19 protein-coding genes and 1 tRNA gene are annotated in these 21,180 nt (G+C 62.8%); 12 read left to right on the top strand and 8 right to left on the bottom strand.

Annotated features, from left to right (window positions below; translation table 11 throughout):
• Positions 1–83 precede the first annotated feature (83 nt).
• From BT173_RS19475 to BT173_RS18365, 11 genes are all read left to right on the top strand, one after another.
• Positions 84–572, top strand: coding sequence for a hypothetical protein (locus BT173_RS19475; RefSeq protein WP_139256227.1), 489 nt, complete (start codon positions 84–86; stop codon positions 570–572).
• 84 nt (positions 573–656) lie between these two features.
• Complete coding sequence (locus BT173_RS19480) at positions 657–1,145, top strand: hypothetical protein (protein ID WP_139256228.1); 489 nt, start codon at positions 657–659, stop codon at positions 1,143–1,145.
• Between the two features lie 245 nt (positions 1,146–1,390).
• Positions 1,391–2,491: a T6SS immunity protein Tli4 family protein gene (locus tag BT173_RS19485; RefSeq protein WP_139256229.1), complete on the top strand. Its 1,101-nt coding sequence runs from the start codon at positions 1,391–1,393 to the stop codon at positions 2,489–2,491.
• A 214-nt stretch (positions 2,492–2,705) separates the two neighbouring features.
• Positions 2,706–3,698 (top strand): T6SS immunity protein Tli4 family protein, encoded by a 993-nt coding sequence (locus BT173_RS18330; protein ID WP_072430132.1) that lies wholly within the window; start codon positions 2,706–2,708, stop codon positions 3,696–3,698.
• 69 nt (positions 3,699–3,767) lie between these two features.
• On the top strand, positions 3,768–4,190 hold the full coding sequence (locus BT173_RS18335; RefSeq protein WP_139256230.1) for a hypothetical protein: 423 nt from the start codon (positions 3,768–3,770) through the stop codon (positions 4,188–4,190).
• A 166-nt stretch (positions 4,191–4,356) separates the two neighbouring features.
• Positions 4,357–4,767, top strand: coding sequence for a YciI family protein (locus tag BT173_RS18340; protein WP_072430134.1), 411 nt, complete (start codon positions 4,357–4,359; stop codon positions 4,765–4,767).
• Positions 4,768–4,867: 100 nt separating this feature from the next.
• Positions 4,868–5,335, top strand: a complete 468-nt coding sequence (locus BT173_RS18345; RefSeq protein ID WP_072430135.1) for a VOC family protein — start codon at positions 4,868–4,870, stop codon at positions 5,333–5,335.
• Between the two features lie 8 nt (positions 5,336–5,343).
• Positions 5,344–5,700, top strand: coding sequence for a YciI family protein (locus BT173_RS18350; RefSeq protein ID WP_072430136.1), 357 nt, complete (start codon positions 5,344–5,346; stop codon positions 5,698–5,700).
• A 22-nt stretch (positions 5,701–5,722) separates the two neighbouring features.
• The gene (locus BT173_RS18355; protein WP_072430137.1) at positions 5,723–6,097 is read left to right on the top strand and encodes a DUF1428 domain-containing protein; all 375 of its coding nucleotides are present in this window, start codon (positions 5,723–5,725) and stop codon (positions 6,095–6,097) included.
• Positions 6,098–6,099: 2 nt separating this feature from the next.
• Positions 6,100–6,501: a VOC family protein gene (locus tag BT173_RS18360; protein WP_072430138.1), complete on the top strand. Its 402-nt coding sequence runs from the start codon at positions 6,100–6,102 to the stop codon at positions 6,499–6,501.
• The gene (locus BT173_RS18365; protein WP_072430139.1) at positions 6,498–7,802 is read left to right on the top strand and encodes an RNA polymerase sigma factor; all 1,305 of its coding nucleotides are present in this window, start codon (positions 6,498–6,500) and stop codon (positions 7,800–7,802) included. The genes BT173_RS18360 and BT173_RS18365 overlap by 4 nt, the downstream gene beginning before the upstream one ends.
• Before the next feature lie 37 nt (positions 7,803–7,839).
• Here BT173_RS18365 and BT173_RS18370 read toward each other — a convergent pair whose 3' ends face one another.
• From BT173_RS18370 to BT173_RS18400, 7 genes are all read right to left on the bottom strand, one after another.
• Positions 7,840–11,409, bottom strand: coding sequence for an EAL domain-containing protein (locus tag BT173_RS18370; RefSeq protein ID WP_072430140.1), 3,570 nt, complete (start codon positions 11,407–11,409; stop codon positions 7,840–7,842).
• 28 nt (positions 11,410–11,437) lie between these two features.
• Entirely contained in the window at positions 11,438–12,493 is a 1,056-nt protein-coding gene (locus BT173_RS18375; protein WP_072430141.1) for a chemotaxis protein CheB, read from the bottom strand.
• Positions 12,494–12,659: 166 nt separating this feature from the next.
• A complete protein-coding gene (locus tag BT173_RS18380) occupies positions 12,660–14,870 on the bottom strand; it encodes a hybrid sensor histidine kinase/response regulator (RefSeq protein ID WP_072430142.1) in 2,211 nt (736 codons plus the stop codon).
• Between the two features lie 9 nt (positions 14,871–14,879).
• Positions 14,880–16,646, bottom strand: a complete 1,767-nt coding sequence (locus BT173_RS18385; RefSeq protein ID WP_072430143.1) for a methyl-accepting chemotaxis protein — start codon at positions 16,644–16,646, stop codon at positions 14,880–14,882.
• An 11-nt stretch (positions 16,647–16,657) separates the two neighbouring features.
• Positions 16,658–17,257 (bottom strand): chemotaxis protein CheW, encoded by a 600-nt coding sequence (locus BT173_RS18390; protein ID WP_072430144.1) that lies wholly within the window; start codon positions 17,255–17,257, stop codon positions 16,658–16,660.
• The gene (locus BT173_RS18395) at positions 17,254–18,612 is read right to left on the bottom strand and encodes a CheR family methyltransferase (protein ID WP_072430145.1); all 1,359 of its coding nucleotides are present in this window, start codon (positions 18,610–18,612) and stop codon (positions 17,254–17,256) included. Before BT173_RS18395 ends, BT173_RS18390 begins: the two co-directional genes overlap by 4 nt.
• Positions 18,599–19,063, bottom strand: a complete 465-nt coding sequence (locus tag BT173_RS18400; RefSeq protein ID WP_072430146.1) for a chemotaxis protein CheW — start codon at positions 19,061–19,063, stop codon at positions 18,599–18,601. Before BT173_RS18400 ends, BT173_RS18395 begins: the two co-directional genes overlap by 14 nt.
• Positions 19,064–19,239: 176 nt before the next feature.
• Between BT173_RS18400 and BT173_RS18405 the strand changes: the two genes are divergently transcribed.
• Positions 19,240–20,967, top strand: coding sequence for a methyl-accepting chemotaxis protein (locus BT173_RS18405; RefSeq protein ID WP_072430147.1), 1,728 nt, complete (start codon positions 19,240–19,242; stop codon positions 20,965–20,967).
• 64 nt (positions 20,968–21,031) lie between these two features.
• Here BT173_RS18405 and BT173_RS18410 read toward each other — a convergent pair.
• Positions 21,032–21,121: transfer RNA gene (locus BT173_RS18410), tRNA-Ser, on the bottom strand.
• Positions 21,122–21,180: the final 59 nt, after the last annotated feature.

Consider the following 21,180-nt stretch of genomic DNA (forward strand, 5'->3'; position numbering starts at 1 on the left):
AGCAGGTGGTGTAATCTTGATATTTATGACAATCTAATCGTATGTGTGAAGACTTGAACCAAATGTCTGAATAGGATATGTATATGAAAAAGTTATCTCTGCTCGTCATGTTTTGCCTTTTCGCATTGCCGGCTTGTTCGCCAGTTCACGATGGGATTAATGCTGAAGGCAATGCAATGAAAAAAGCAGAAGCCTTGCTCTTTGATGTCAATTTATATAGCTATCTTGAGCGTCCAATATTTGATGTGTACTTGAACGGTAAATTCATTGGTGATGCAGGGGGGCAACCGCATCGTGGTGCGGGCGGGCTGATGACGGGTGTTGAGGTGCCCTTGGGGCCACAAACGGTAACCTGGCGGCTAGACGGTCCAGAGGGGATGCCTGGAATTGGGGAAACAGTTAAGGCTATCAATCAGCCGATACTTAAAATGCCTGCTGATAATATGACCTATTTGGGGGTGCATATTTATCCTGATAATACAGTTGAGCTCATTCCCGAACCGAGTTGGCCAGAAAAATCCCCGCGAGGCTTGGAGATCAATCGGCAATGGGAGCTCCAACACGCTGAATAGTTGGCAAGCAGTTTAATCTTGATGTTGCTGACAATGTACGGTTGCGTGTGAGGCCTTGAGCCTCATTCCTGAATGGGACTGTGTATGAAAAATTTATCGCTACACATCATGTTGTGCTTGTTTTCTTTGATGGCCTGCTCACCAGTTAACGATGGGCTTAATGCTGAAGATAATGTAATGAAAAACGCAGAGGCCATGCTCTTTGATATTAATCTATACAGCTATCTTGAACGGCCAATATTTGATGTGTACTTGAACGGTAAATTCATTGGTGATGCAGGGGGGCAACCGCATCGTGGTGCGGGAGGACTGATGACCGGCGTTGAGGTGCCCTTGGGACCACAAACGGTAACCTGGCGGTTAGGTGGTCCAGAGGGTATGCCAGGAAACGGAGAAAAAGTTAAGGCCATCAATCAGCCGATACTTAAAATGCCTGCCGATAATATGACCTATTTGGGGGTGCATATTTATCCTGATAATACAGTTGAGCTCATTCCCGAACCGGGTTGGCCAGAAAAATCCCCGCGAGGCTTGGAGATAAACCGGCAATGGGAGCTTAAACATGGCCAATAAGCAGGCACAGGTCACGATGAGTGCCCTGTGCCATGTGCCAAATGGTGATCAGTCTCGTGAGCAGGTGGCCGCGATGTTATTCATTTGTAGATTCAACCTACAAGTGCAACGATTATGACCGAATATATCCATATTCGGTGCCCCGCGGCGCTAGTTGCAGATAATAAGGTGCTGTTCGAGCATTTGTCACTTAAGTCTGGCGACAGCTTGAATGATTATCTTGAAATTATAAGGAGCTCTGTGGGATGAGGCTGCGGATTCTTTATCTTTGGTTTGGAATTGTATTTCCATCAATTTGTACTGCGTATGCTGGAGATGAATCCCACCTCCCACTAGATTGGCGTAACGATTGCGTTGGTAGGATGCAGCTTAGTTTACCCAATAATGTTGATATTGCCGCCATGTTTCCCAAAGAGCTTATTAGAAAGCTTGATGTGAATCGCCGAAATTGGGATTATCACATTCCGTACGGTTTTGAGGATGGGTCTGAGTATGGATGGTCATCCTTTGACTATGCCGGTGAACTCCAGATTTCTCTACCCGCGGATGAGCGTGAACTGTCCCAGATTTGGATTAACGCTTCAGGAATGAAGAGGCAGAATGGGATATATCTAAAGAAGCATCACAAGCCATTCTACGAGATTGAAAAGAAAGATAGAGCTAGATTGGCTTGGAGTGGGGAGAGTTTCCAAAAGGCAATCTTTGAAGTGGGTCAGAGCGTAGTATTTTGGCAGACTCGGGGAGAGCCTGAAGACCAGAGTCTGCGCATTCAGCGTTATCAAAAGATAGCGTCAGGTTTACGGTCCCGTCCCTTGATGACATCCCCTACCGAACCTGGTGTTTGTCTGCCGTATGCATTTATTCGCGATGATGATGCGGTGTACCGTTCGATTGCTACGGTGTATCGCTTGAAGGAACATCCTGATGTTATCGTTCGGCTAATAGATAGAAATGCTGATCCAATAGAGCCACCATCATTGCGACGACCAGAAACATATTCTGCGAGTTATAAGTTGAATGATTTTTGGAGTCAATATGCGGCGCGGGAGAAAAGTTACAAGTCTGTCTGGTTCCCGGCTGGGCGCGATGTATCTCTGACGGGTTACAAAGGCAAAGCTGCCTTTGTGGAGATAACCCGTGCAGATGGATCGTTAGATTATGGCTATACAATTGCTGTTCGTGGCAATCCAGATGCGACAGAAGATACCCCGGATTTGTTTTTTTCTGTGATGCGCTATGCCGATGCTGCAAAGGTCAGAGATATAGAGCCAATTAGCAAGGATGAGTTACTGAAATTGGCTGAAACGATCGCTGCAAGCGTAAAGCGACGCCCGGTGGTAAAGTGAAATATATTTACCGCGTTATGAATTGAAAACTTCTGGCGATGTCACGAACCGATACATGAAATCTACGCTGTGCAACCGTGCTACGCGAAGACCGCAGCCTGCCCTTTCTCTTTGGCTATTGTCCGCCTCCCTCATCACTCTACTATCTACCATGGCTCGCGCTGGCGAAGCGCCTAATGTTCCGCCATACTGGATCACAGACTGTGTAGGACGTATGCAATTGAGCTTGCCTAGCAAGGCAGACGTTGCCGCCGTGTTTCCCAAAGAGCTTATTAGAGAACTAGATGTTAATCGCCAAAATTGGGACTATCACGACCCAAATGGCTTCTCGGATGGTACCCCGGTTTACCGTTCTCACTCGGCCTACGCGGGTGCGCTGCTAATCTCGCTCCCGATGAACGACGCCGAGCGCCTTAAGGCGCTGGATAATGCAGGTACGCTTAAAAAGCATGGCCAGGCTTACCACAAGAAGCACCGGCGGCCCTTCGTGGCCTTGCCATTAAACGAGCGGGAAGGACTCGCATGGCGCAGCGACAATTACCACACGGCCATACTCCGGGCTGGGGATAGCCTGGCCTATTGGTCGGCAGTGGACAGGCCTGGGGTGGATTTATCGGTAGAGCGAGAGCGGAATTTCCAGCGTCTCTTATCGGGTTTGCGCGCTCGTCCGCCCATGACAGTGCCATCCGAATCCGGCGTCTGCTTGCCCTATGCGTTTATACGTGACGATGACGGTGAAGTTTTCCGACGGATTGCGATGACCTACCGACTGCAGCAACATCCAGATGTGACCATTTTTCTTGAGGACAGAACTGCTGAGCATATTGAGCCATCAACACAACGACGGCCTGAAACCTACACGCCCAGTTATAAGCTCAATGATTTCTGGGCGCCATTTGGCAGGGATGGCGGCAGCTACCGCTCAGTTTGGTTCCCTCCTGGACGCAACATCAATCTGGCCGGCTACGAGGGTAAAGCTGCTTTCGTCGAATTCACCCATCCGGATGGTTCAGTCGACTATGGCTATACCGTTGCAGTCCGTGGTGATCCTGATTCAAAAGAAGACAAGCCGGACCTGTTCTTATATGTGCTTCGGCATGCAGCACTAGCCAAGGCAAAAGGCATTGAACCGGTGAGCAAAGAAACCTTGCTGAAAATGGCAGAAACGATTGCTGTAAGCGTAAAGCGGCGTTCTGTAGTGCAGTGAGTGCCTGATATCGGACATCATTACCCGCCTAGATCACCTGATGGCGCTATCAGGGCGAGGAACAACCGTATGAAATCTATCCCACGCTGGCTTGTCGGCGCGCTTGCCGGTCCGTTTCTCGGCGTAGGTTTGGTCTTGCTATTTGCGCCAGCTAGCGGGCAGGGGGCGACCGTATCGGGGATGGCCAATATTGCGTATGTGTTGGCCTTCCTGATGCATGTTGCGCTGTTCGTGCTGGCCTACGGTTTCGTGCTGCCTTTGTTGCAGCCTCGGCTGGCTGTGCCGGGACAGTCGTCCTTGGTCTGCATGGCTGTGATTGCAGCGCTTATTGCCTTACATCTGGCCTCTCAGCTCGGCTTCTTTGCGCAGGCCGCGCCTGATCGCTATGCAGTGCGCACGATGGTGGGTAGTGTGCTGGCGATGATGGTGAGCGGGTTGGCTACCTGGTTGATTGGTTTGCGCGGCAATGTCGCCGCCTCCTCGGCCACTTAAGTGGCGTGATGAGTTTCCGCTCTGGCTAGTCTGCTAGCCCCCTCAGATGGCGCAGCCCGCAAGCTGCGCCATTTTCTTTTCCGCATCGTGTCGAATCTGCAAGGCATCGCCCGTTGTAGCTGTGAAGGCCGCGTATTTCGCGCGGTCGCCATTTGGAGGCTAGGCGATGCGATTTCTGATTATTGTGAAAGCCAATCCCGAGTACGAGGCGGGGGCTTTGCCCGACGAAGCGCTGATTGCGCGCATGACGCGTTTTCATGAGGAGCTGGCCCGGGCCGGGGCCTTGTTGGATGGGGCGGGGCTGTGGCCGAGCGCTGAGGGTTGGCGTGTGCGCTATGGAGAACAGGGTTGCGAGTTGGTGCGGGGACCGTTTGCCCAGGCCGAACAGCTGGTGGCGGGCTATACCCTGATTCAGGCGCGCTCGGTGGAAGACGCGCTGGCCTGGTCGCAGCGCTTTCCCAATCCGCGTGGCGAGGGCTTGGTGGCGGAGATCGAAGTGCGGCCATTGCGTGGCCTGGATGATTTTCCGCCCAGTGCCGCCATTGCGCGCTTGCGCGAACTGGGGGCGAGCACCTAAAAAAATGTTTCCTTGTCTGTCGATTTGCCCCCAGCCCCAACGTCGTAGTGATAAGCGCGCCAAGTAGCGCGTGACATAAACACTTACCCAGGAGGACATCATGATCCAAGTACCCGCCATTCCCACCGGCCTGGCCGGCCCCACGCCCTATCTGATCTGTCGCGATGCCGACGCGGCGATTGGCTTCTATTGCCGCATTTTCGGCGCCACCGAGTTGATGCGCCTGCCCGGGCCGGACGGCAAGCTCATGCACGCCATGCTCAAGCTGGCCGAGGGCCATCTGATGCTGGCCGATGAGTGCCCGGAAATGGGGGCACTGGGGCCGCAGGCGGGCAGTTCGGGTGCGGTCACGCTGCATCTGTATGTGGCGGATGTGGATGACACCCTGGCTGCGGCGGTGGAGGCCGGCGCCAAGCTGACCATGCCGGCCACCGATATGTTCTGGGGCGACCGCTATGGCCGGCTCGAAGATCCCTTCGGCCACCAGTGGTCGCTGGCGACCCATCTGCGCGATATGACGGCCGACGAGATGCAGCTCGCCGCCCGCAGCGCGTTCAGTGCGAATTAGGAGGACCTATGGCTTATCTACTGATGGTGATGGAACCGCGCGGCCAGCGTGCGCAGCGCAACGAAGCCGAGGCGCTGCGCGCCTACGACCAGATGATGACCTTTGCTGCCGGGCTGGAGGCGGACGGCGTGCTGCTGCGCGCCGAATCGCTGCGCGGCGATGAGCAGGCGGTGCGTGTACGCGCACCGGCCGGCAAGGTGCAGCTGCTGGATGGCCCGTTTGCCGAGGCCAAGGAAATGATAGGCGGCTTCTTCCTGATCGATGTGGCGACCCGTGAACAGGCGATTGCCCTGGCCGAGCGTTGCCCAGCGGCAGGCTGGGCCACGGTCGAGGTGCGTGAATGCGCGCCTTGCCATGTCCGTTGATGCCTTAACAAGGAGCAAGACGATGGAACAGTATGTGGATGGCTTTCTGATTCCGCTGCCCAAGGACAAGCTGGCCGAATACCAGCAGATGGCTAACCTGGCTGGCGAGGTGTGGATGTCGCATGGTGCGCTCGCTTACTACGAGTGCCTGGGCGACGACTTGCAGGGTGAGGGCACCGTGTCCTTTCTGCAATCGGCGCAGTCGGGTCCGGACGAGACCGTGGTGATGGCCTGGATCGTCTACCCCTCACGCGCCGAGCGCGAGCGCATCAACGCGGCCGTGATGGCCGACCCGCGCATGGCGCCGATGATGCAGCCCGATCAGCCCGCCCCCTTCGATTGCAAACGTATGGCCTACGGCGGCTTTCGCACGCTGGTGGCTTTGGAAAGGAAATAGGCATGGCCAAGCAAATCTTCCTCAATCTGCCGGTGGCCGATCTGCCGCGCAGCATGGCTTTCTTTCGCGCACTGGGTTTTAGCTTCAATGCCGAGTGGACCGACGAGCACGCCGCCTGCATGGTGATGGGCGAGAACCTGTTCACCATGCTGCTGACCCGCGAGCGCTTTCAGAGCTTCACGCCCAAGCCAGTGGCCGATGCCAAGACCTGCTCCGAAGTGCTGATCTGCCTGGCCGTGGACAGCCGTGCCGAGGTTGACCAGAAAGTCGCGGCGGCGCTGGCGGCCGGCGGCAGCGTGTACAAGGATGCCGAGGATCACGGCTTCATGTATGCGCATGGTTTCCAGGACCTGGATGGACATATCTGGGAACTGGCGTATATGGCGGGCCAGGACGCGGCATGAGCGGGGCGGTCAGCAGCGCGGCGCAGGAACAGCTGCGCCGTAACATCGTCGCCATCTGGCATATCGAGGCCGCCAAGGTCATCGGCCGGGTGGCGCGCATGGTGCGCGATGTAGGCCTGGCCGAAGACCTGGCCCAGGATGCGCTGCTGGCCGCACTCGAGCACTGGCCGCACGAAGGCCTGCCCGATAAGCCGGGTGCCTGGTTGATGACGGCCGCCAAGCGCCGTGCACTCGACCATCTGCGCCATGCCCAGCTGGTGGACAGCAAGGCCGCCACCATCGGCCTGGACTGGGATTTCCAGCATGCGCTGCATGCCGAAGCGCAGCAGGAACAGGTCGACGCGGCGCTGGATGAGGAGATCGGCGATGACTTGCTGCGGCTGATCTTTACCGCCTGCCACCCGCTGCTGCCGGCCGAGGCACGCAGCGCACTGACCCTGCGCCTGATGGGCGGCCTGACCACCGAGGAGATTGCGCGCGCCTATCTGAAGCCCGAGCCGACCATCGCCCAGCGCATCGTACGGGCTAAGCGCAGCCTGGCGGCCGCCCAGGTGCCGTACGAGGTGCCCCGCGGTGCCGAGCTGCTGGCGCGGCTCGACTCGGTGCTGGAGGTCATCTACCTGATGTTCAACGAAGGCTATGCCGCCACCAGCGGATCGGACTGGATGCGGCCAGCCCTGTCCGAGGAGGCTCTGCGCCTGGGCCGCCTGCTGGCCCAGCTGTTGCCGCAGCAGGCCGAGGTGCATGGCCTGTTGGCGCTGATGGAGATCCAGGCCTCGCGCTTTGCCGCGCGCCTGTCGGCCAGCGGCGAGCCGGTGCTGCTGCTCGAACAGGACCGCAGCCGCTGGGATAGATTGCTGATTCGCCGTGGCCTGGCGGCCTTGGCCTGCGCTGAGGCCTTACCCGGGCCGCTCGGCCCCTATGCCTTGCAGGCCGGCATTGCCGCCTGCCACGCGCGCGCCGCCACGGTGGCGGAGACCGATTGGGCGCAGATCGTGGCGCGCTACGATGCGCTGGCCCAGCTCAGCCCTTCGCCGGTGGTGAGCCTGAACCGTGCGGTGGCGGTGGGCATGGCTTTTGGCCCAGCTGCCGCGCTGGAAATCGTCGACGGCCTGCTTCTGGAACCGGGCTTGGCCCACTACCACCTGCTACCTGCCGTGCGCGGCGATCTGCTCACCAAGCTCGATCGCCTGCCCGAGGCACGCCAGGAGTTCGAACGTGCCGCCGCCCTGGCGCGCAATGCGCGTGAACGCGCGCTGTTACTGGCCCGCGCGGCACAGATGCAGGGCGAGCCGCGCTAGCATCCGCCATACGCAGCGCGTCGTATGGCTGGCTGCCTCAGGCCTGCTCGTTCAACGCAAACTGCTTGAAGGCATCGCGCAGCTGCTCGCGCAGCGGTTCGGGCTGCCAAGGCTTGGTGATAAAGCGGAAGATCGCCCCCTCGTTGATGGCCTGCAGGATGGATTCCACATCGGTGTAGCTACTCATGGCGATGCGCACGGTATTGGGGTGCAAGATCTTCACCTGGCGCAGAAATTCTGCCCCGCTGGTGCCGGGCAGGCGCTGGTCGGCCAGCACCACGCCCACCTCGTTGATGGCCAGGATATTGAAGGCATCCTCGGCGCAGTCAGCGTTCAGGATGTGATAGCCCTCGCGGTGCAGATCGCGCAGCAGATAGGTGTGGTTGGCGGGGGTGGCATCGACCATCAGGATGGTGCGCGGATTGCGGTTCAGGGCCATGCGCGGTAGCGACAGCATGCCGTTATTGAGCATCAGCTGCATGCTGCTGTCGGCCGGCAGTGGTGGTGAGTAGAAATAGCCCTGAATCTGGGTGCAGCCGGCCTGGAGCAGAAAACCCATCTGTTCGGCGGTCTCCACCCCTTCCGCAATCACCGCGATGCCGAGCGAGTGAGCCATGCTGATGATGGCGCGGGTGACCGAGGCGTTTTCCGGCTTCAGATGCACATCCTCGATAAAGCTGCGGTCTATCTTCAGCTGATCAAACGGGTATTTGCGCAGATAGCCGAGCGAGGAGTAGCCGGTGCCGAAATCATCGATCGACCACTTAAATCCGGCCGCCTTCAAGTCGCGCATGATGCGTTGGGCCAGTTCGACATGCTTCATCAGCACGCCCTCGGTCACTTCCAGCTTGATGCTGGCCGCCGGAATGCCATGGCGGGCCTGAGCGGCGATGATGTGATCGACGATGGCGTATTCCTGCAGGCTATAGCTCGAGACATTCAGCGCCACCTCGCCCGGGTCGTGGCCAGCCTGGCGCCAGCTGGCCACCTGGGCGAATACCGCCTCGATTACATAGCGGTCGATATCGCGGATCAGGCCGGATTCCTCCGCCACCGGGATGAATTCCAAGGGCGAGATGATGCGCCCATCGGTCTGGCGCCAGCGTATCAGGGCCTCGAAGCCACATAGCATATTGGCCCGCAGATCGAGCTGGGGCTGGTAGAACATCACCAGCTCCTGCTGGGCAATCGCGCGGCGCAGATCACGCTCCAGCGATACACGCCGCTGCACCGTGTCATTCATGGTCAGCTCGAAGCGGCTGATCTGGCTCTTGCCCTGTTCCTTGGCCTTGTACATGGCGGTGTCGGCATTGCGCAGCAGCGCGTCCGCGTCACTGCCATCGCTCGGGTAGAAGCAGTAGCCCATGCTGGCCGAGATATACAGCTCGAGCTGGCCGGCCAGGCTGATCGGCTTGGCCAGCTGCTCGTTCATGCGCCGCAGCGTGGCCTCGACCTCCTCCTCCTGGCGGGTTTCGGGCAGCAGCAGCACGAATTCGTCGCCACCCAGGCGCGCCAGCGTGTCGTACTCGCGCACACAGGCACGGATGCGCTGGGCAACCTCCACCAGCAGCGCATCGCCAACCGAATGACCAAGGCTGTCGTTCACATATTTGAAGTTGTCGAGGTCCATGAAAGCCAGCGCAAAGCGTTCATTGCGCCGGCTCGCCTGCACGATGGCTTGCTGGATGCGGTCCATGAGCAGATTGCGGTTGGGCAGGGTGGTCAGGGTGTCGAAATTGGCCTGGTGTTCGAGCTCATCCTGATAGCGCTTGGCCTCGGTCACATCGTTGAGCACACCGACGAAATGGCTGATGCCGCCCTGGCTGTCCAGGGTGGGCGTCACGCGTAGCTCGTTCCAGAACATCGAGCCGTCCTTGCGGTAATTGCGCAGCAGCGCCTTGCCTTCCTGGCCCAGCTGCAGGGCTAGTCGTATGCTGCTCAGCGCAGGTTGATCCTGGTCCTCATGTTGCAGAAAGCGGCAGTTACGCCCCATCACCGCTTCGCGCCGATAGCCGGTGATGCGCTCGAAAGCCTGGTTCACATAGATGATGGGATTGTCGGGCTGGCGGTTGTCGGTGATCACGATGGCATTCACGCTCGCCTCGATGGCGCGGTTGCGGATGCGCAGCTCCAGATCGATGACCTGCTGGGCGGTGATGTCCTGGGCTACCACGATGGCACCCTGGATGCGCTTGCGCTCATCGGTCAGCGGCAGGGCCGAGTTGAGCAGGCTGCGCGCGCTACCATCCAGGGCCTCGATATGGATCGGTTCGCCCAGCACCACTTCGCCCACGTCCAACACCCGCGCCACCGTATTGCGCAGCGCCTGCACGGCTGCCTGGCCAGCCTGGCTCAGCGCGGCCTCGCCCGACTGGCTGAGGAAGGGGGCGCCACCGCCCCAGATGCGCAGGGCTTCCGGGTTGTGTAGCAGCACGGCACCACGCTTGTCCGTCACCCATACCCCGACCGGCAGGGTCTCGAGCACCTTCAGTATCAGCGCCTCGCTATGACGTAGCGCGACTTCGGCGCGTTCGCGCTCGGCCATTTCCACCCGCAGCGCGCGCGTGCGTTCCTGTACCAGCGCCTCCAGGCGCTCGAACATCCGGCTACGCGTCAGGGCAATGGCCAGCTGCTGGCCTACCGCGGTCAGCGTGTGCAGCTCGGCTTCTGGCCAGGCGCCGCCATCGTCGCGCAGCAGATTCAACACGCCGATCAGCTCGCCACCCAGCCACAGCGGCGCCACCGCATGTTGCAGACCGCCATCCAGCGCGGCGCAGCTGCCTACATTGAAGGCCTGCTGCAGGCTGTCGTTGCGGATCGCATGCTGGCAGGCGCAAGCGCTGTCGGCCGCTTGCTGCAGCCGCTCGGGAGCCAGGTCGCCCAGCGTGCCAGCCAGCTGCAGCCGGTCCGGTTGTTGTGGGTCAACCAGCAGCAGCCAGGCCGCACGGCTGCGCGGAAAGTGCTGGACCGAGCGCAGCGCGGTATCGATCAGCTGCTGCTCGGAGCGGGTCTCGCTCATATCGGCCGAAAAGCGGAACAGGCTGTCCAGCAGGCCATGCGATTCGGTTAGCTCGGCATGTTTGGCATGCAGCTGGCTATTCAGCCGTACGCCCTGCTCGTAGGTGGAGATCAGCAGGTCGAGGATCTGCTGGCGCGCGGCGGTAATGAAATGGCGCTCGCCCTCCAGCACCACCTCGACACCGACCGCCACCCGCTCGCTACCGCGCAGCTCGGTGTTCACCAGCAGATAGCGCAGGCGCGAGATCAGGTATTTCTCGTCATAGGGCTTGAGGATGAAGTTATCGGCGCCGCAAGCCAGGCCACGCAGCACATCGCGTGGGTCGGCCAGATGGGTGACCAGGATGACCGGGATCGCGCTGGTCTGCGGGTCCATCTTCAGATGGCGGCACAGCGCATAGCCATCCATCTTGGGCATGACCACATCGGAAACGATGACGGCGGGCGGGCGTTGGCGGACCAGCTCGATGGCCTCGTGTCCATTGGCGGCGATGCGTACCAGGCAGCCATGGCTTTCCAGCAGCAGCTGCAGCTGCTCGGCCTGGGTGCGGCTGTCTTCCACAATCAAGATATCGAAGCCTCTTAGCATGGGGCGATGCTCCTGTCGGGCTGGTCGTTTAGTGGCGGGTCGGGGCGGCTGACTCAGTGGCAGCGACACGCATCAATTGGTTCAGGCTGTCGGCCAGTGCGGCCGGTGTCTGGCTCAGGCAGGCGGCATCCAGCGCCAGCGCGGCGCGCGGCATGCCGTCCACCACGGCGCTGTCGGGTGCCTGCACCAGGGTCAGCGCGCCGAGTGCCTTCAAATGGGCCAGGCCCTGGGCACCATCGCTGCCCATGCCGGACAGCAGGATGGCGATGGCCTCGCCGTGCACGCTATCGGCCAAGCTGTCGAACAGCACATCGATGGAAGGGCGCTGGAAACGCTGTGGCGGCGCATCGTCGAGGTCCACGCCCAGCTCGGCGTCCAGACGCAGATGGTAGGCATCGGGCGCCAGATAGAGCTGCCCCGGCCGGATCACCTCGCCGGCCTGGGCCAGCTGCACTGTCAAGCGTGTGTGGCTGGCCAGCCAGTCGCGCAAGCTATCGCTGAAGCCGGGGCTGATGTGCTGCACGAGCAGGATGGGCCAGGGGCAGTCAGGTGCCAGGCAGCTCAGGAACTCTGCCAGCGCGGCTGGCCCGCCGGCCGAGGCGCCGATGGCAACCAGCTTGAACGGGCGCCGCTGCCAGCTGCTCAGCTGGCCATCCGCCCGTTCGGACGTGCTCGGCTGGCCCGGCCGGCGCACCAGGGTCTGTGCGAGCTGGCGCAGCGCACTGAGCAGCCAGCCGGCCCGGGCCAGGAAGTGCGGGTCGCTGGGGCTGACCGGCTTGTCGATTACCATCAGTGCACCGGCCGCCAGGGCCTGCATGGCCAGCTGGGCGGCCGATGCATTCAGGGCCGCGGTGACGATGGCAATCGGGGTGGGGCGGCGGTGCATGATGCGCCGCGTGGTTTCCAGACCATCGATGCCGGGCATATGCAGGTCCATGCTGATCAGATCGGGCTGCAGCTGTTCGAGCTGATCGAGCGCAGCCTGGCCGCTGCCCACCTCGCTGACCCGGAAGCCGTCAGCCTCCAGCAGGGCGCGCAACAGCAGGCGGCTAACCGGCGAATCATCGACAAGCAGGACATGCATGGTATGACCTCCTGGGGAAGTGCTGATCAAGGCGAGCCCTCAGCCTTCCGTTTAACACCCGGCTAAACCGGGTGCTTATGGGCAGCAATGAGTCAATGCTGCTGCCGTTCTATGCCAGCCGCGCCGCCCGCGCCCAGGCGCAATCACTGGCTTGATCCGCCTCGCCCTAGAGCAGGCGCTGCACCGCGCTTAGCACGGTGTCGGTTTCCAGCCCGCCCTTGACCAGGTAGGCATTGGCGCCTACCTCCAGGCCGCGCGCGCGATCCTCATCGCGATGCAGGGCGGTGATCAGCACCACCGGCAGCGCAGCCAGGGCCGGGTCGCGGCGCAGCTTCTCGGTCAGTGCGAAACCATCCAGGCGCGGCATCTCGATATCGGAGACCAGCAGGTCGAACTGGCCTTGGCGTAGCGCGTTCCAGGCTTCCAGGCCGTCATTGGCGGTTTGTACGGCATAGCCCGCGGTTTCCAGTAGCGCGCGCAGCAGGCCGCGCGCGGTGAATGAGTCGTCCACTACCAGGATGCGTGCCTGGCGGCGCGCTGAGGGGGCGCGCGCCACAGCCGTAGGCTGGCCATTTGCACGGCGCTGCAGGCAGCTGCGATACAGGTCTTGCGGGTGCAGCACCGGCACCACGCTGCCATCACCGAGCACGGTGGCGCCAAGCAGATTGCGTAGCCGGCGCAGCGGCTTGCCCAGGGCGCGCAGGGTGATCTCCTGGTCGCCGAGCAGCTGGTCGACCTCCACGGCGATCTGCTGCATGCCTTCGCCCAGCAGAAAGAGCTGGCGCTGCGTGCCGCTGGGCGGCGGCGCATCCACCGCCAACACCTCCGCCAGCTGGCGCACCGGCAGGTACAGACCATCAAACTGCAGCGTGCTATCGCCCTCGCGCTGCTGCAGCGCGCTGGCCGGTAGGCGCAGATTGCGCCGCACCGCATTGGCCGGCACTGCGAAGCGGTGTTCGCCCACCTGCACCAGCACCACACGAAAGCTCGAGCGGTTGAGCGGCAGGTGCAGGATGAAGCGGCAGCCTTGCCCCGGCGTGGACGCCACATCGATATCGCCGCCCAGTTGCTCGAGCGCCGCGCGCACGATGGCCAGGCCTTCGCCGCGGCCGGACAGCACGCTGGCCGACTGGCGCGTGGATAGGCCGGCGGCAAAGATCAGCGGTAGCAGCTGGGCGCTGGGTAGTGGGCCATCCTGTGCCGGTAAAAGACCGCTTTGCTCAGCGCGGGCTTGTACGCGTGCAGTGTCGATACCGGCGCCGTCGTCCTCCAGCAGCAGCGTGAAGTGGCTGGCCGAGTGCTGGCTCAACTCAATGCTCAGCCTGCCCTCGGCCGGCTTGCCTGCCTGCCGGCGCTCGAGTGGCATCTCGATGCCGTGGTCGATGGCATTGCGCAGCAGGTGCAGCAGCGGCGTGCGCAGCGCATCCAGCACGCGCTTGTCCACCCGCAGCTCGGTATCGGGCAGGCTCAAGCTGGCCTGCTTGCCGGTCTGTGCGGCCAGATCGCTGACCAGGGCGGGCAGCTCGTCCAGCAGGCTGCGACAGGGCAGTTGCAGGAGCGCATCCACGCTGCGCGTATGCGCCTCGCTCAGATTGCCTAGCTCGTGGTTGAGCTGGCCGCTGGACTGGCGCAGCGTCTGGCTCTGGCCATGCATCTCGTTCAGCAGATCCTGGCTCCAGTCCTGCCAGTCCAGCAACTGGCGAAGCGCAGCCGGGTCGGCTGTCTGGCCCGCATCCAGTTGCTGGCGCAGGCGGCCTAGCAGACCTTCGTGGCGTAGGCGTCGTTGCCACAGGCGTTGGAAATCGGCCTGCAGGCGCTGGCTGCGCCGGTTCAGCTCAGCCATCTGCAGGCGCGCCTGCCGCAGGGCCTCGCTGTGGTAGGCGAACTGTTCGAACTGTTCGGCGCGTACCCGCACGGTCTGGCCGCGCGGCCTTGCGGTCGGCCGCTGGGTTGCTGGCGTGGCCGGGGGCGCCTGGCTTGCGGTGGGCGGCGTCGCCGCAGCCAAGGTCAAGGCGGCACAGGCCTGCTTGACTTGCTCGGGCGGCAGTGTGTCGCCGCCATGGGCGCGCTTGAGCAGCTGCAAGGTCTGCAGGAACTGCGCGGCCTGCTCGGGCCGGAAGGTCGCCTCGCCCTGGCGCAGGGCCAGCAGACAGGCTTCCCAGGCATGGCAGATCTGCTCGATCTCGAGCAGGCCGACCGCCCGCGCCGCGCCCTTCAAGCTATGCACCTCGCGGAAGACGGTTTCCACACTGGCTGGCGTGGGCGCACCGCGCTGCCAGGTCGGCAGCTCGCTGTCCAGCACGGCCAGCCGCTCGGCGGCTTCCTCCTGGAAGCTGGCCAGCAGTCTTTGCATCAGGGCCTGGCGATCTAGCGGCATGGCGGTCACTTAGGCGCGCTGGCGCTCGGGCAGCTTGAACTGGGTGGCCAGGCGTTTGAGCCGCCCACCCAGGCCGTGCAGATCACGGGCGGACTGATCGACCTGGCGCGCGCCGGCGGCATTATCCTGGCTGGTCTGACGCAGGCTGCCGATGGCGCTGGCCACCTGGTCCATGCCGGCCAGCTGCTGCTGGCTGGTGGCGGCAATCTGTGCGGCCATTTCGCCCGACTGCGCGAGGCTGTCGGCCAGCATGCGCATCGCCTCGTCGCTGCTACGCGCATGCTCGAAGCCCAGCTCGACCGCCTTGCTGCCCTGCTCGGCAGCCATGGCGGCGCGGGTCATTGCGCGTTGCACATCGCCGAGGATGCTGCGTACCTGGGCGGTGGCCTGCTTGGACTGTTCGGCCAGCGCCTTCACCTCCAGCGCTACCACGGCAAAGCCCTTGCCGGCCTCGCCGGCCTTGCCCGCCTCGATCGAAGCATTCACGCCGAGCAGATTCGACTGCTCGGCTAGCTCGTTCACCGTGGCTACGATCTCGCTGATGGCCTGGCTCTGCTCGCCCAGGCGCAGGATGCTCTCCGCCATCGCATGCATCTGCTCGCGCACCTGGCTCATGCTGCCCAAGGATTGCGCGACCGCATTCAGGCCGGACTGGGCGATATCGCGGTTGCGCCCGGCCGCCTCGTTCACCTCGCCAGCCCTTTGCTGGGCCATGCGCGCAGTCTGCTTGACCTCCTCGATGGTGGTGGCGATCTCAGTGATCGCGCTCGCGCTTTCCTGCGCGCCGCCCGCCACCTGGCCGGCCGTGCTCAGAATTTCCTCACTGGCGCTGGCGATCACCACGATGCCTTCCTGCATCTCCTGGGTCAGCTGGCTCAAATTGTCGACCATGCGTACGAAGGAATGACCGAGCAGATCCTGATTCGAGCGTGGCGCAACGGCCTGGCTCAGATCGCCCTGTGCCAAGCGCTCCGCCTGGCGCGAGAGCGATTGCATATATTCGCCCAGGCGGGCAAATGCCTGGGCCAGCACACCGACTTCGTCACGGCGCTCGGTGAAGGCAATGTGCTCGGGCAGGGTGCCTTGGCTGATCTGGCGTGCATAGGCGGTCAGTGCGCCAAGCGGCCGGGCCAGATTGTGGCTGAGCAACAGGCTGAGCAGCACGGCCAGCGCAATCAGCACACCGCCAAGCAGGAAGAAGCGTTTCAGCTGCTGCTCGACCAGGCGCGCGTTCTCCTGCTCCAGTAGCTGCAGGCGCTGCGCGACCAGCTGGTCGAGCCGGCTGGCCAGCTCACCCAGGCGCAGGATGCGCTGGCGCTGCTCGCTGGTGGCCAGTATGCGCGCCTCCTCGAACTTGCCAGCGGCCAGCAGCGGGATGATCTGCTGGTCGCGCGCCACTACCAGCTCATGCCAGATACGGCTGACTTCGGTGACCAGCTCGCGCAGCACTGGGTCGGCTGCCGTATGGCGCTGCAGCCCATCCAGTGCGGCGGCATCCATATCGTTGAGCGGCTTGAACTGTTGCAGCATCGCTTCTGCCCGCTCGGGCGCCTTCACCAGCAGCGCATTCAGCACCTCGGAGCGCGAGTCGTGCACATGAAAGCGGATCTGCTTGAAGCCAAGCAGGCTGCTATTGAGTTCGCGGGTGATCTGGTCGTTGTCGCGCACGCGCGCCAAGCTGCTCTGCGCAAGGTAGAGCAGGCTGGCAAAGCCGAGCAGGACCAGCGCAAAGGACAGCAGCAGCTTGGTATGGGTACGCAGGTTCAACCACCACATAGTCAGTCCTCTTAGTCACGGTCTTCGATGCACAGACTGGGTTCAGCCAATAGGCGCGCGCCGTCCAGCACTGTCCATTGCTCGGGGCTGATGCCGATGATCAGCTGGCGTGCGAGGCCGCTCAGCCCGGCTTGCTGGGTCTGGATGGCGCTGCGCGCCAGCTGCTGCACGCCAAGAACGCGGTCAACCAGCAGGCCGAATTCCATCTCGGCGCTTTGCAGCACCAGCAGATAGGTGCGCTCGGCCAGCCCGGCCGGTGGCCGCTCCAGGATGCAGGCCAGATCGAGCACCGCCAGGATGCGCCCGCGCACATTGGCAATGCCGCGTACAAAGGGCGGCGTTCCGGGCAGCACGGTCAGCTGGCGCAGCGGCAGCACCTCGTCAACATGCTCGAGGGCGAACGCATAACGGTGCTCTCCCAGACCAAAGACCAGCACGGACAGCAGATCGGTGGCCGCGACCGGCGGCGCGGCCGCCCATTGCCGGGCGCGGCTGGCCAGGGTGGCGGCCACCTGCTCGGCGCTCAGGCTATCGGCCTGGGCCAGTTGCTGCGCCAGCTGGTCGATCTGCGCATGCAGGGCCTGCCAGTGCGCTTGCTCGTCGCGCATCATCGGGTGTCGGTCTCCAGGGCCTGGCAAAGCCGGCGCAGCTGATGGGCATTCAGGCCATCGCCGTGGGTAATCAGGCTGCTGTCCTCAAGCCGGTCCAGCAGCTGCAGGCAGCGCGCCTGGGCACGGCGTGCCTGGGCCGGCTGGCTGCGGCGCAGCTGGATCTGGGCTTCCAGATAGGGGGTAAGTGGCCAGTCCGGTTCCAGATAGCTGAGCTTGTGCAGGTCGTGCAGCGCGGCCTCGAGTTGATTACTGCCGTCATGCACCAGGGCCAGCAGCCAGTAGGCCATGCCATCGCAAGGATTGCGTTGCAGCGCGAGGCGGCAACAGGCCTCCGCCTCGCACCAGCGGCCCTGATCGGCCAGTTGCTGGGCGCCTTGCAGCGGGTCGGGACGGGCAGGCTGCCCAGCGGGCAGGGCCACAGCTTGGGGTGCGCTGCGCAACACTGGTGGCGCAGCGGCCTGGCGGCGTGGAATGGGGCGGACTGGCGCTGCCGTAGGCAGTAGCGGCGCAGTCTGTGCCGGCGCGCCGGGCGCAGCGATACGGTAAGCGAGCCCGAGCATCTGGCCGCTGTAGCCGGCATTGACCGCCAGGCCGGCCTCGGCCGCGCTCAGTAGCAGGCTGCCCTCAGGCTGCAGCTGGGCCTGCAGCCGCGCAAGGCTGTTGCGTATCGCCTCCGGGGTCAGGTACATCAGGACATTGCGGCACAGGATCAGATCGAAGCCAGCTGGTGCTGGGCTGGGCGCTGCATCGGCCAGATTGTGGACAGCAAAGCGGATGCGCGAGCGCCAGCGCGGTGCTACCCGCCAGTACGGCCCCTCGGCCACGAAGTAGCGCTCGCGCCAGCCGGGGCTGCTCTGGCGAAACGCATACGGGCCATAGCGGCCGGCGCGTGCCTGGGCAATGAAGGCGGGGTTCAGATCGCTGCCCAGCAGCTCGATCTGCCAGTCATCCAGCGCTGCGCCAAGCAGCTCATCGAGCAGAAACAGCAGGGTATAGGCTTCCTCGCCGCTGCAGCAGGCTGCGCTCCACAGGCGCAGCCGCCGCTCGCCCTGCTGTGCGCGCTGCTCAAGCAGCGGTAGCAGCAATTGCTGGCCAATCTCTTGCCAGGTGCTTGGGTCGCGTTGGAAATAGGTTTCGCCCACCACCAGATAGGGGCAGAGCTCGGCCAATTGTGCACTACTGAGCGCAGCTGGCTCGGCCGGCAGTGCGTAGCCGCCTTGGTCGGCCTGCCAGAGCGCGGCTTGCAGGCGCGCCAGTTGCCCGGCCTGGAAGTCCAGCCCCAACGCTTGGCCGATCTGCTCGGCCAGCGCTTGCAGGCGGACGGGCGACAGGGGGCGCTGTTCAGTGCTGTGCATGTTGGGCCAGTGCCTGTGCCAAGGCCTGCTCGTCTACGGCGCTCAGTAGCGCCTCCACGTCATGAAGCAGCAATAGTCCGTCTTCGGCTTGCAAGACGCCGGCCAGCGGACTATCGCTTGCCTGCAGTCTATCCAGCGCATGCAGCTCGCCTGCCAGCTCGCGCACCGGCGCGCTGCGTTCCACCGGCAGCAATAGCTCGCGCTGCGTACTGCGTAGCCAAATGCAGTGCGACCACAGCCCAAAGGCCGGCGTAGGCAGGCCAAGGCGACGGGCCAGATCGATGACGGGTACCAGCTGCCCTTGCAACAGGGCCAGGCCGCGGATTACCGCAGGCGCGGCAGGCAGCGGTTGGTGGGGCAGGGTGGGCAGTACGCGCAGGACATGCGCAGCGGGCAGGGCAAAGCGCAGGCCACCCAGCTCGAACGGCAGCACGCTATATACCTTGGCCATGGCTTCCTCCCACGATCGAATGGGTGAACGGGCAGGCAACCCTTGCTATCCGGCTGCCAACTTCCGCATTTCGATCTAGATTAGGACATGCCGAAGCGGCCTGCCGGCCCTTATCTGGCAAGCGATTGAATATATAAAGACTGCCGGTGCCCCGAGGCGGGCAGGGGAGGATGGGCATGCACTGGACCGTAGGCAGGAAAATCGGCCTGGGATATCTGATCGTGGCACTGGCCTTGCTGTCGGTGGGCCTGATCGCGCAGCGCAGCCTCAGCGGGCTACTCGAGGCAGCGCGCTGGAAGGAACACACTTTCGCCGTGCTGCACCAGCTCGACCAGATTCATACCCTGCTCAAGGATGCGGAAACCGGCCAGCGTGGTTATCTGCTGACTGGGCGGGACAGCTATCTGGCCCCGTATCAGCAGGCGCTGCGCGACCTGCCTTCGGCCCTGCGTGCGCTGGCCGAACTGACCCGTGATAACCCGGCACAGCAGCAGCGTCAGCAAGCTTTGCAGCACGCCCTGAACAGTAAGCTGAGCGAGCTGCGCGACACCATTGCGCTGCGCCGCACCCAGGGCTTGGCAGCGGCCCAGGCCGTGGTGCAGTCCGACCGTGGTAAGCAATGGATGGATCGCATCCGCGTGGTGATGACGGATATGGGCGCCGAGGAGCAGCGCCTATTACAGCAGCGCGATCAGGCGCAGCTGCAAAGGGCCAATCTCGCCCTGGCGGTACTGCGCTACGGCATTCCCGCCGCCCTGATGGCCATGCTGCTGGCGGCTTGGGCGGTGGGACGCAATATCGTCGGCCCCTTGGCTGAGCTCACGCAGGCCGCGAGCCTGATCGCTGCTGGTAATCTGGCCCCCAGGCTGTCGAGCCAGCCACGCCGCGACGAGTTGGGCCAGCTGCGCGAGGCCTTCGCCAGCATGGCCAGCTCCCTGCGTAGCAAGGCTAGCCTGGCTAGCCAGATTGCCACTGGCGATCTGCGTGTAGCGCCGCCGCTCAGCTCGACACAGGACGAGCTGGGCCTGGCCCTGCGCAATATGGTGGAAAATCTGCAGGCGGTGGTGGGGAGCTTGCAGCAGGGCAAGCAGCTGATGGCCGGCGTGGTCGGTACGGTGTCCAGCGGTGCCCAACAGGTCAGCCAGGCCACCGATGAGACGGCGGTGGCGATTACCCAGCTGGCCACCACGATTGCGGAGCTACGCCAGAGCAGCGAAATCACCGCGCAGCGCATGGCCGAGGTCTCGCACAATTCGAGCGGCGCGGCCGAGGTGGCCCAGGATGGCCGGAAGGCGGTGGCCGATACCGCGCAGGCGATGGCTGAGATCCAGCAACGCATGCATCTGGTGGGTGAGCGCATCGCCGAGCTGACCGAGCGCAGCCTGGATATCAGCGCCATCATCAGTGTGGTCAATGCCTTGGCCGAGCAGGCGGCCATTCTGGCTGTCAATGCCAGCGTGGAAGCCGCGCATGCTGGCGAGCAGGGCGGTGGTTTCGTGGCGGTGGCGCAGGAGATGAAGACCTTGGCCGGCCAATCCAAGCAGGCGGTCAGCGAAGTCCGCCGCATCCTGCTGGATATCCCCCCCACCATTTCCGCCTTGCTACAGGCCACCGAACAGAGCAGCGCGGCTGTCCACATCGGGGTGAACCGGGTAGGTGTGGCCGGGGAAGCGCTGGCGCGCATGGCCAGTGAAGCGCACAGCAATGCCGAGGCCGCGCAGCAGATCGCCAGTAGCGCGCTGCAGCAGCTAAGCGGCGTGCAGCAGTTGGCGGCCGCCATCCTGCAGATCAAGCAGGACAACCAAGCCAATCTGCACAGCATGCGCCAGATGCAGCAGGCGACCCAGGATCTGCAGCAGACCAATCAGCAACTGACCCGCGCCATCGAACACTTCCAGCGCTGAGCCCATGACGGCTGCCAAGGGTGCAGAAATGAAAAAAGCCCCCATGACTGGAGGCTGGCTGCGCTGGCGGAAGCGGTGAGATTCGAACTCACGGTAGGCTCTCACCTACGACGGTTTTCAAGACCGCTGCCTTAAACCACTCGGCCACGCTTCCACTTAGCGGCCGCGATGGTACTGCAAGCGGGCGATTTTTGCCATCCTGGGTGCGGGGGC

This window comes from Chitinimonas taiwanensis DSM 18899 (genome assembly GCF_900119825.1).
GTDB classification, from domain to species: Bacteria; Pseudomonadota; Gammaproteobacteria; order Burkholderiales; family Chitinimonadaceae; genus Chitinimonas; species Chitinimonas taiwanensis.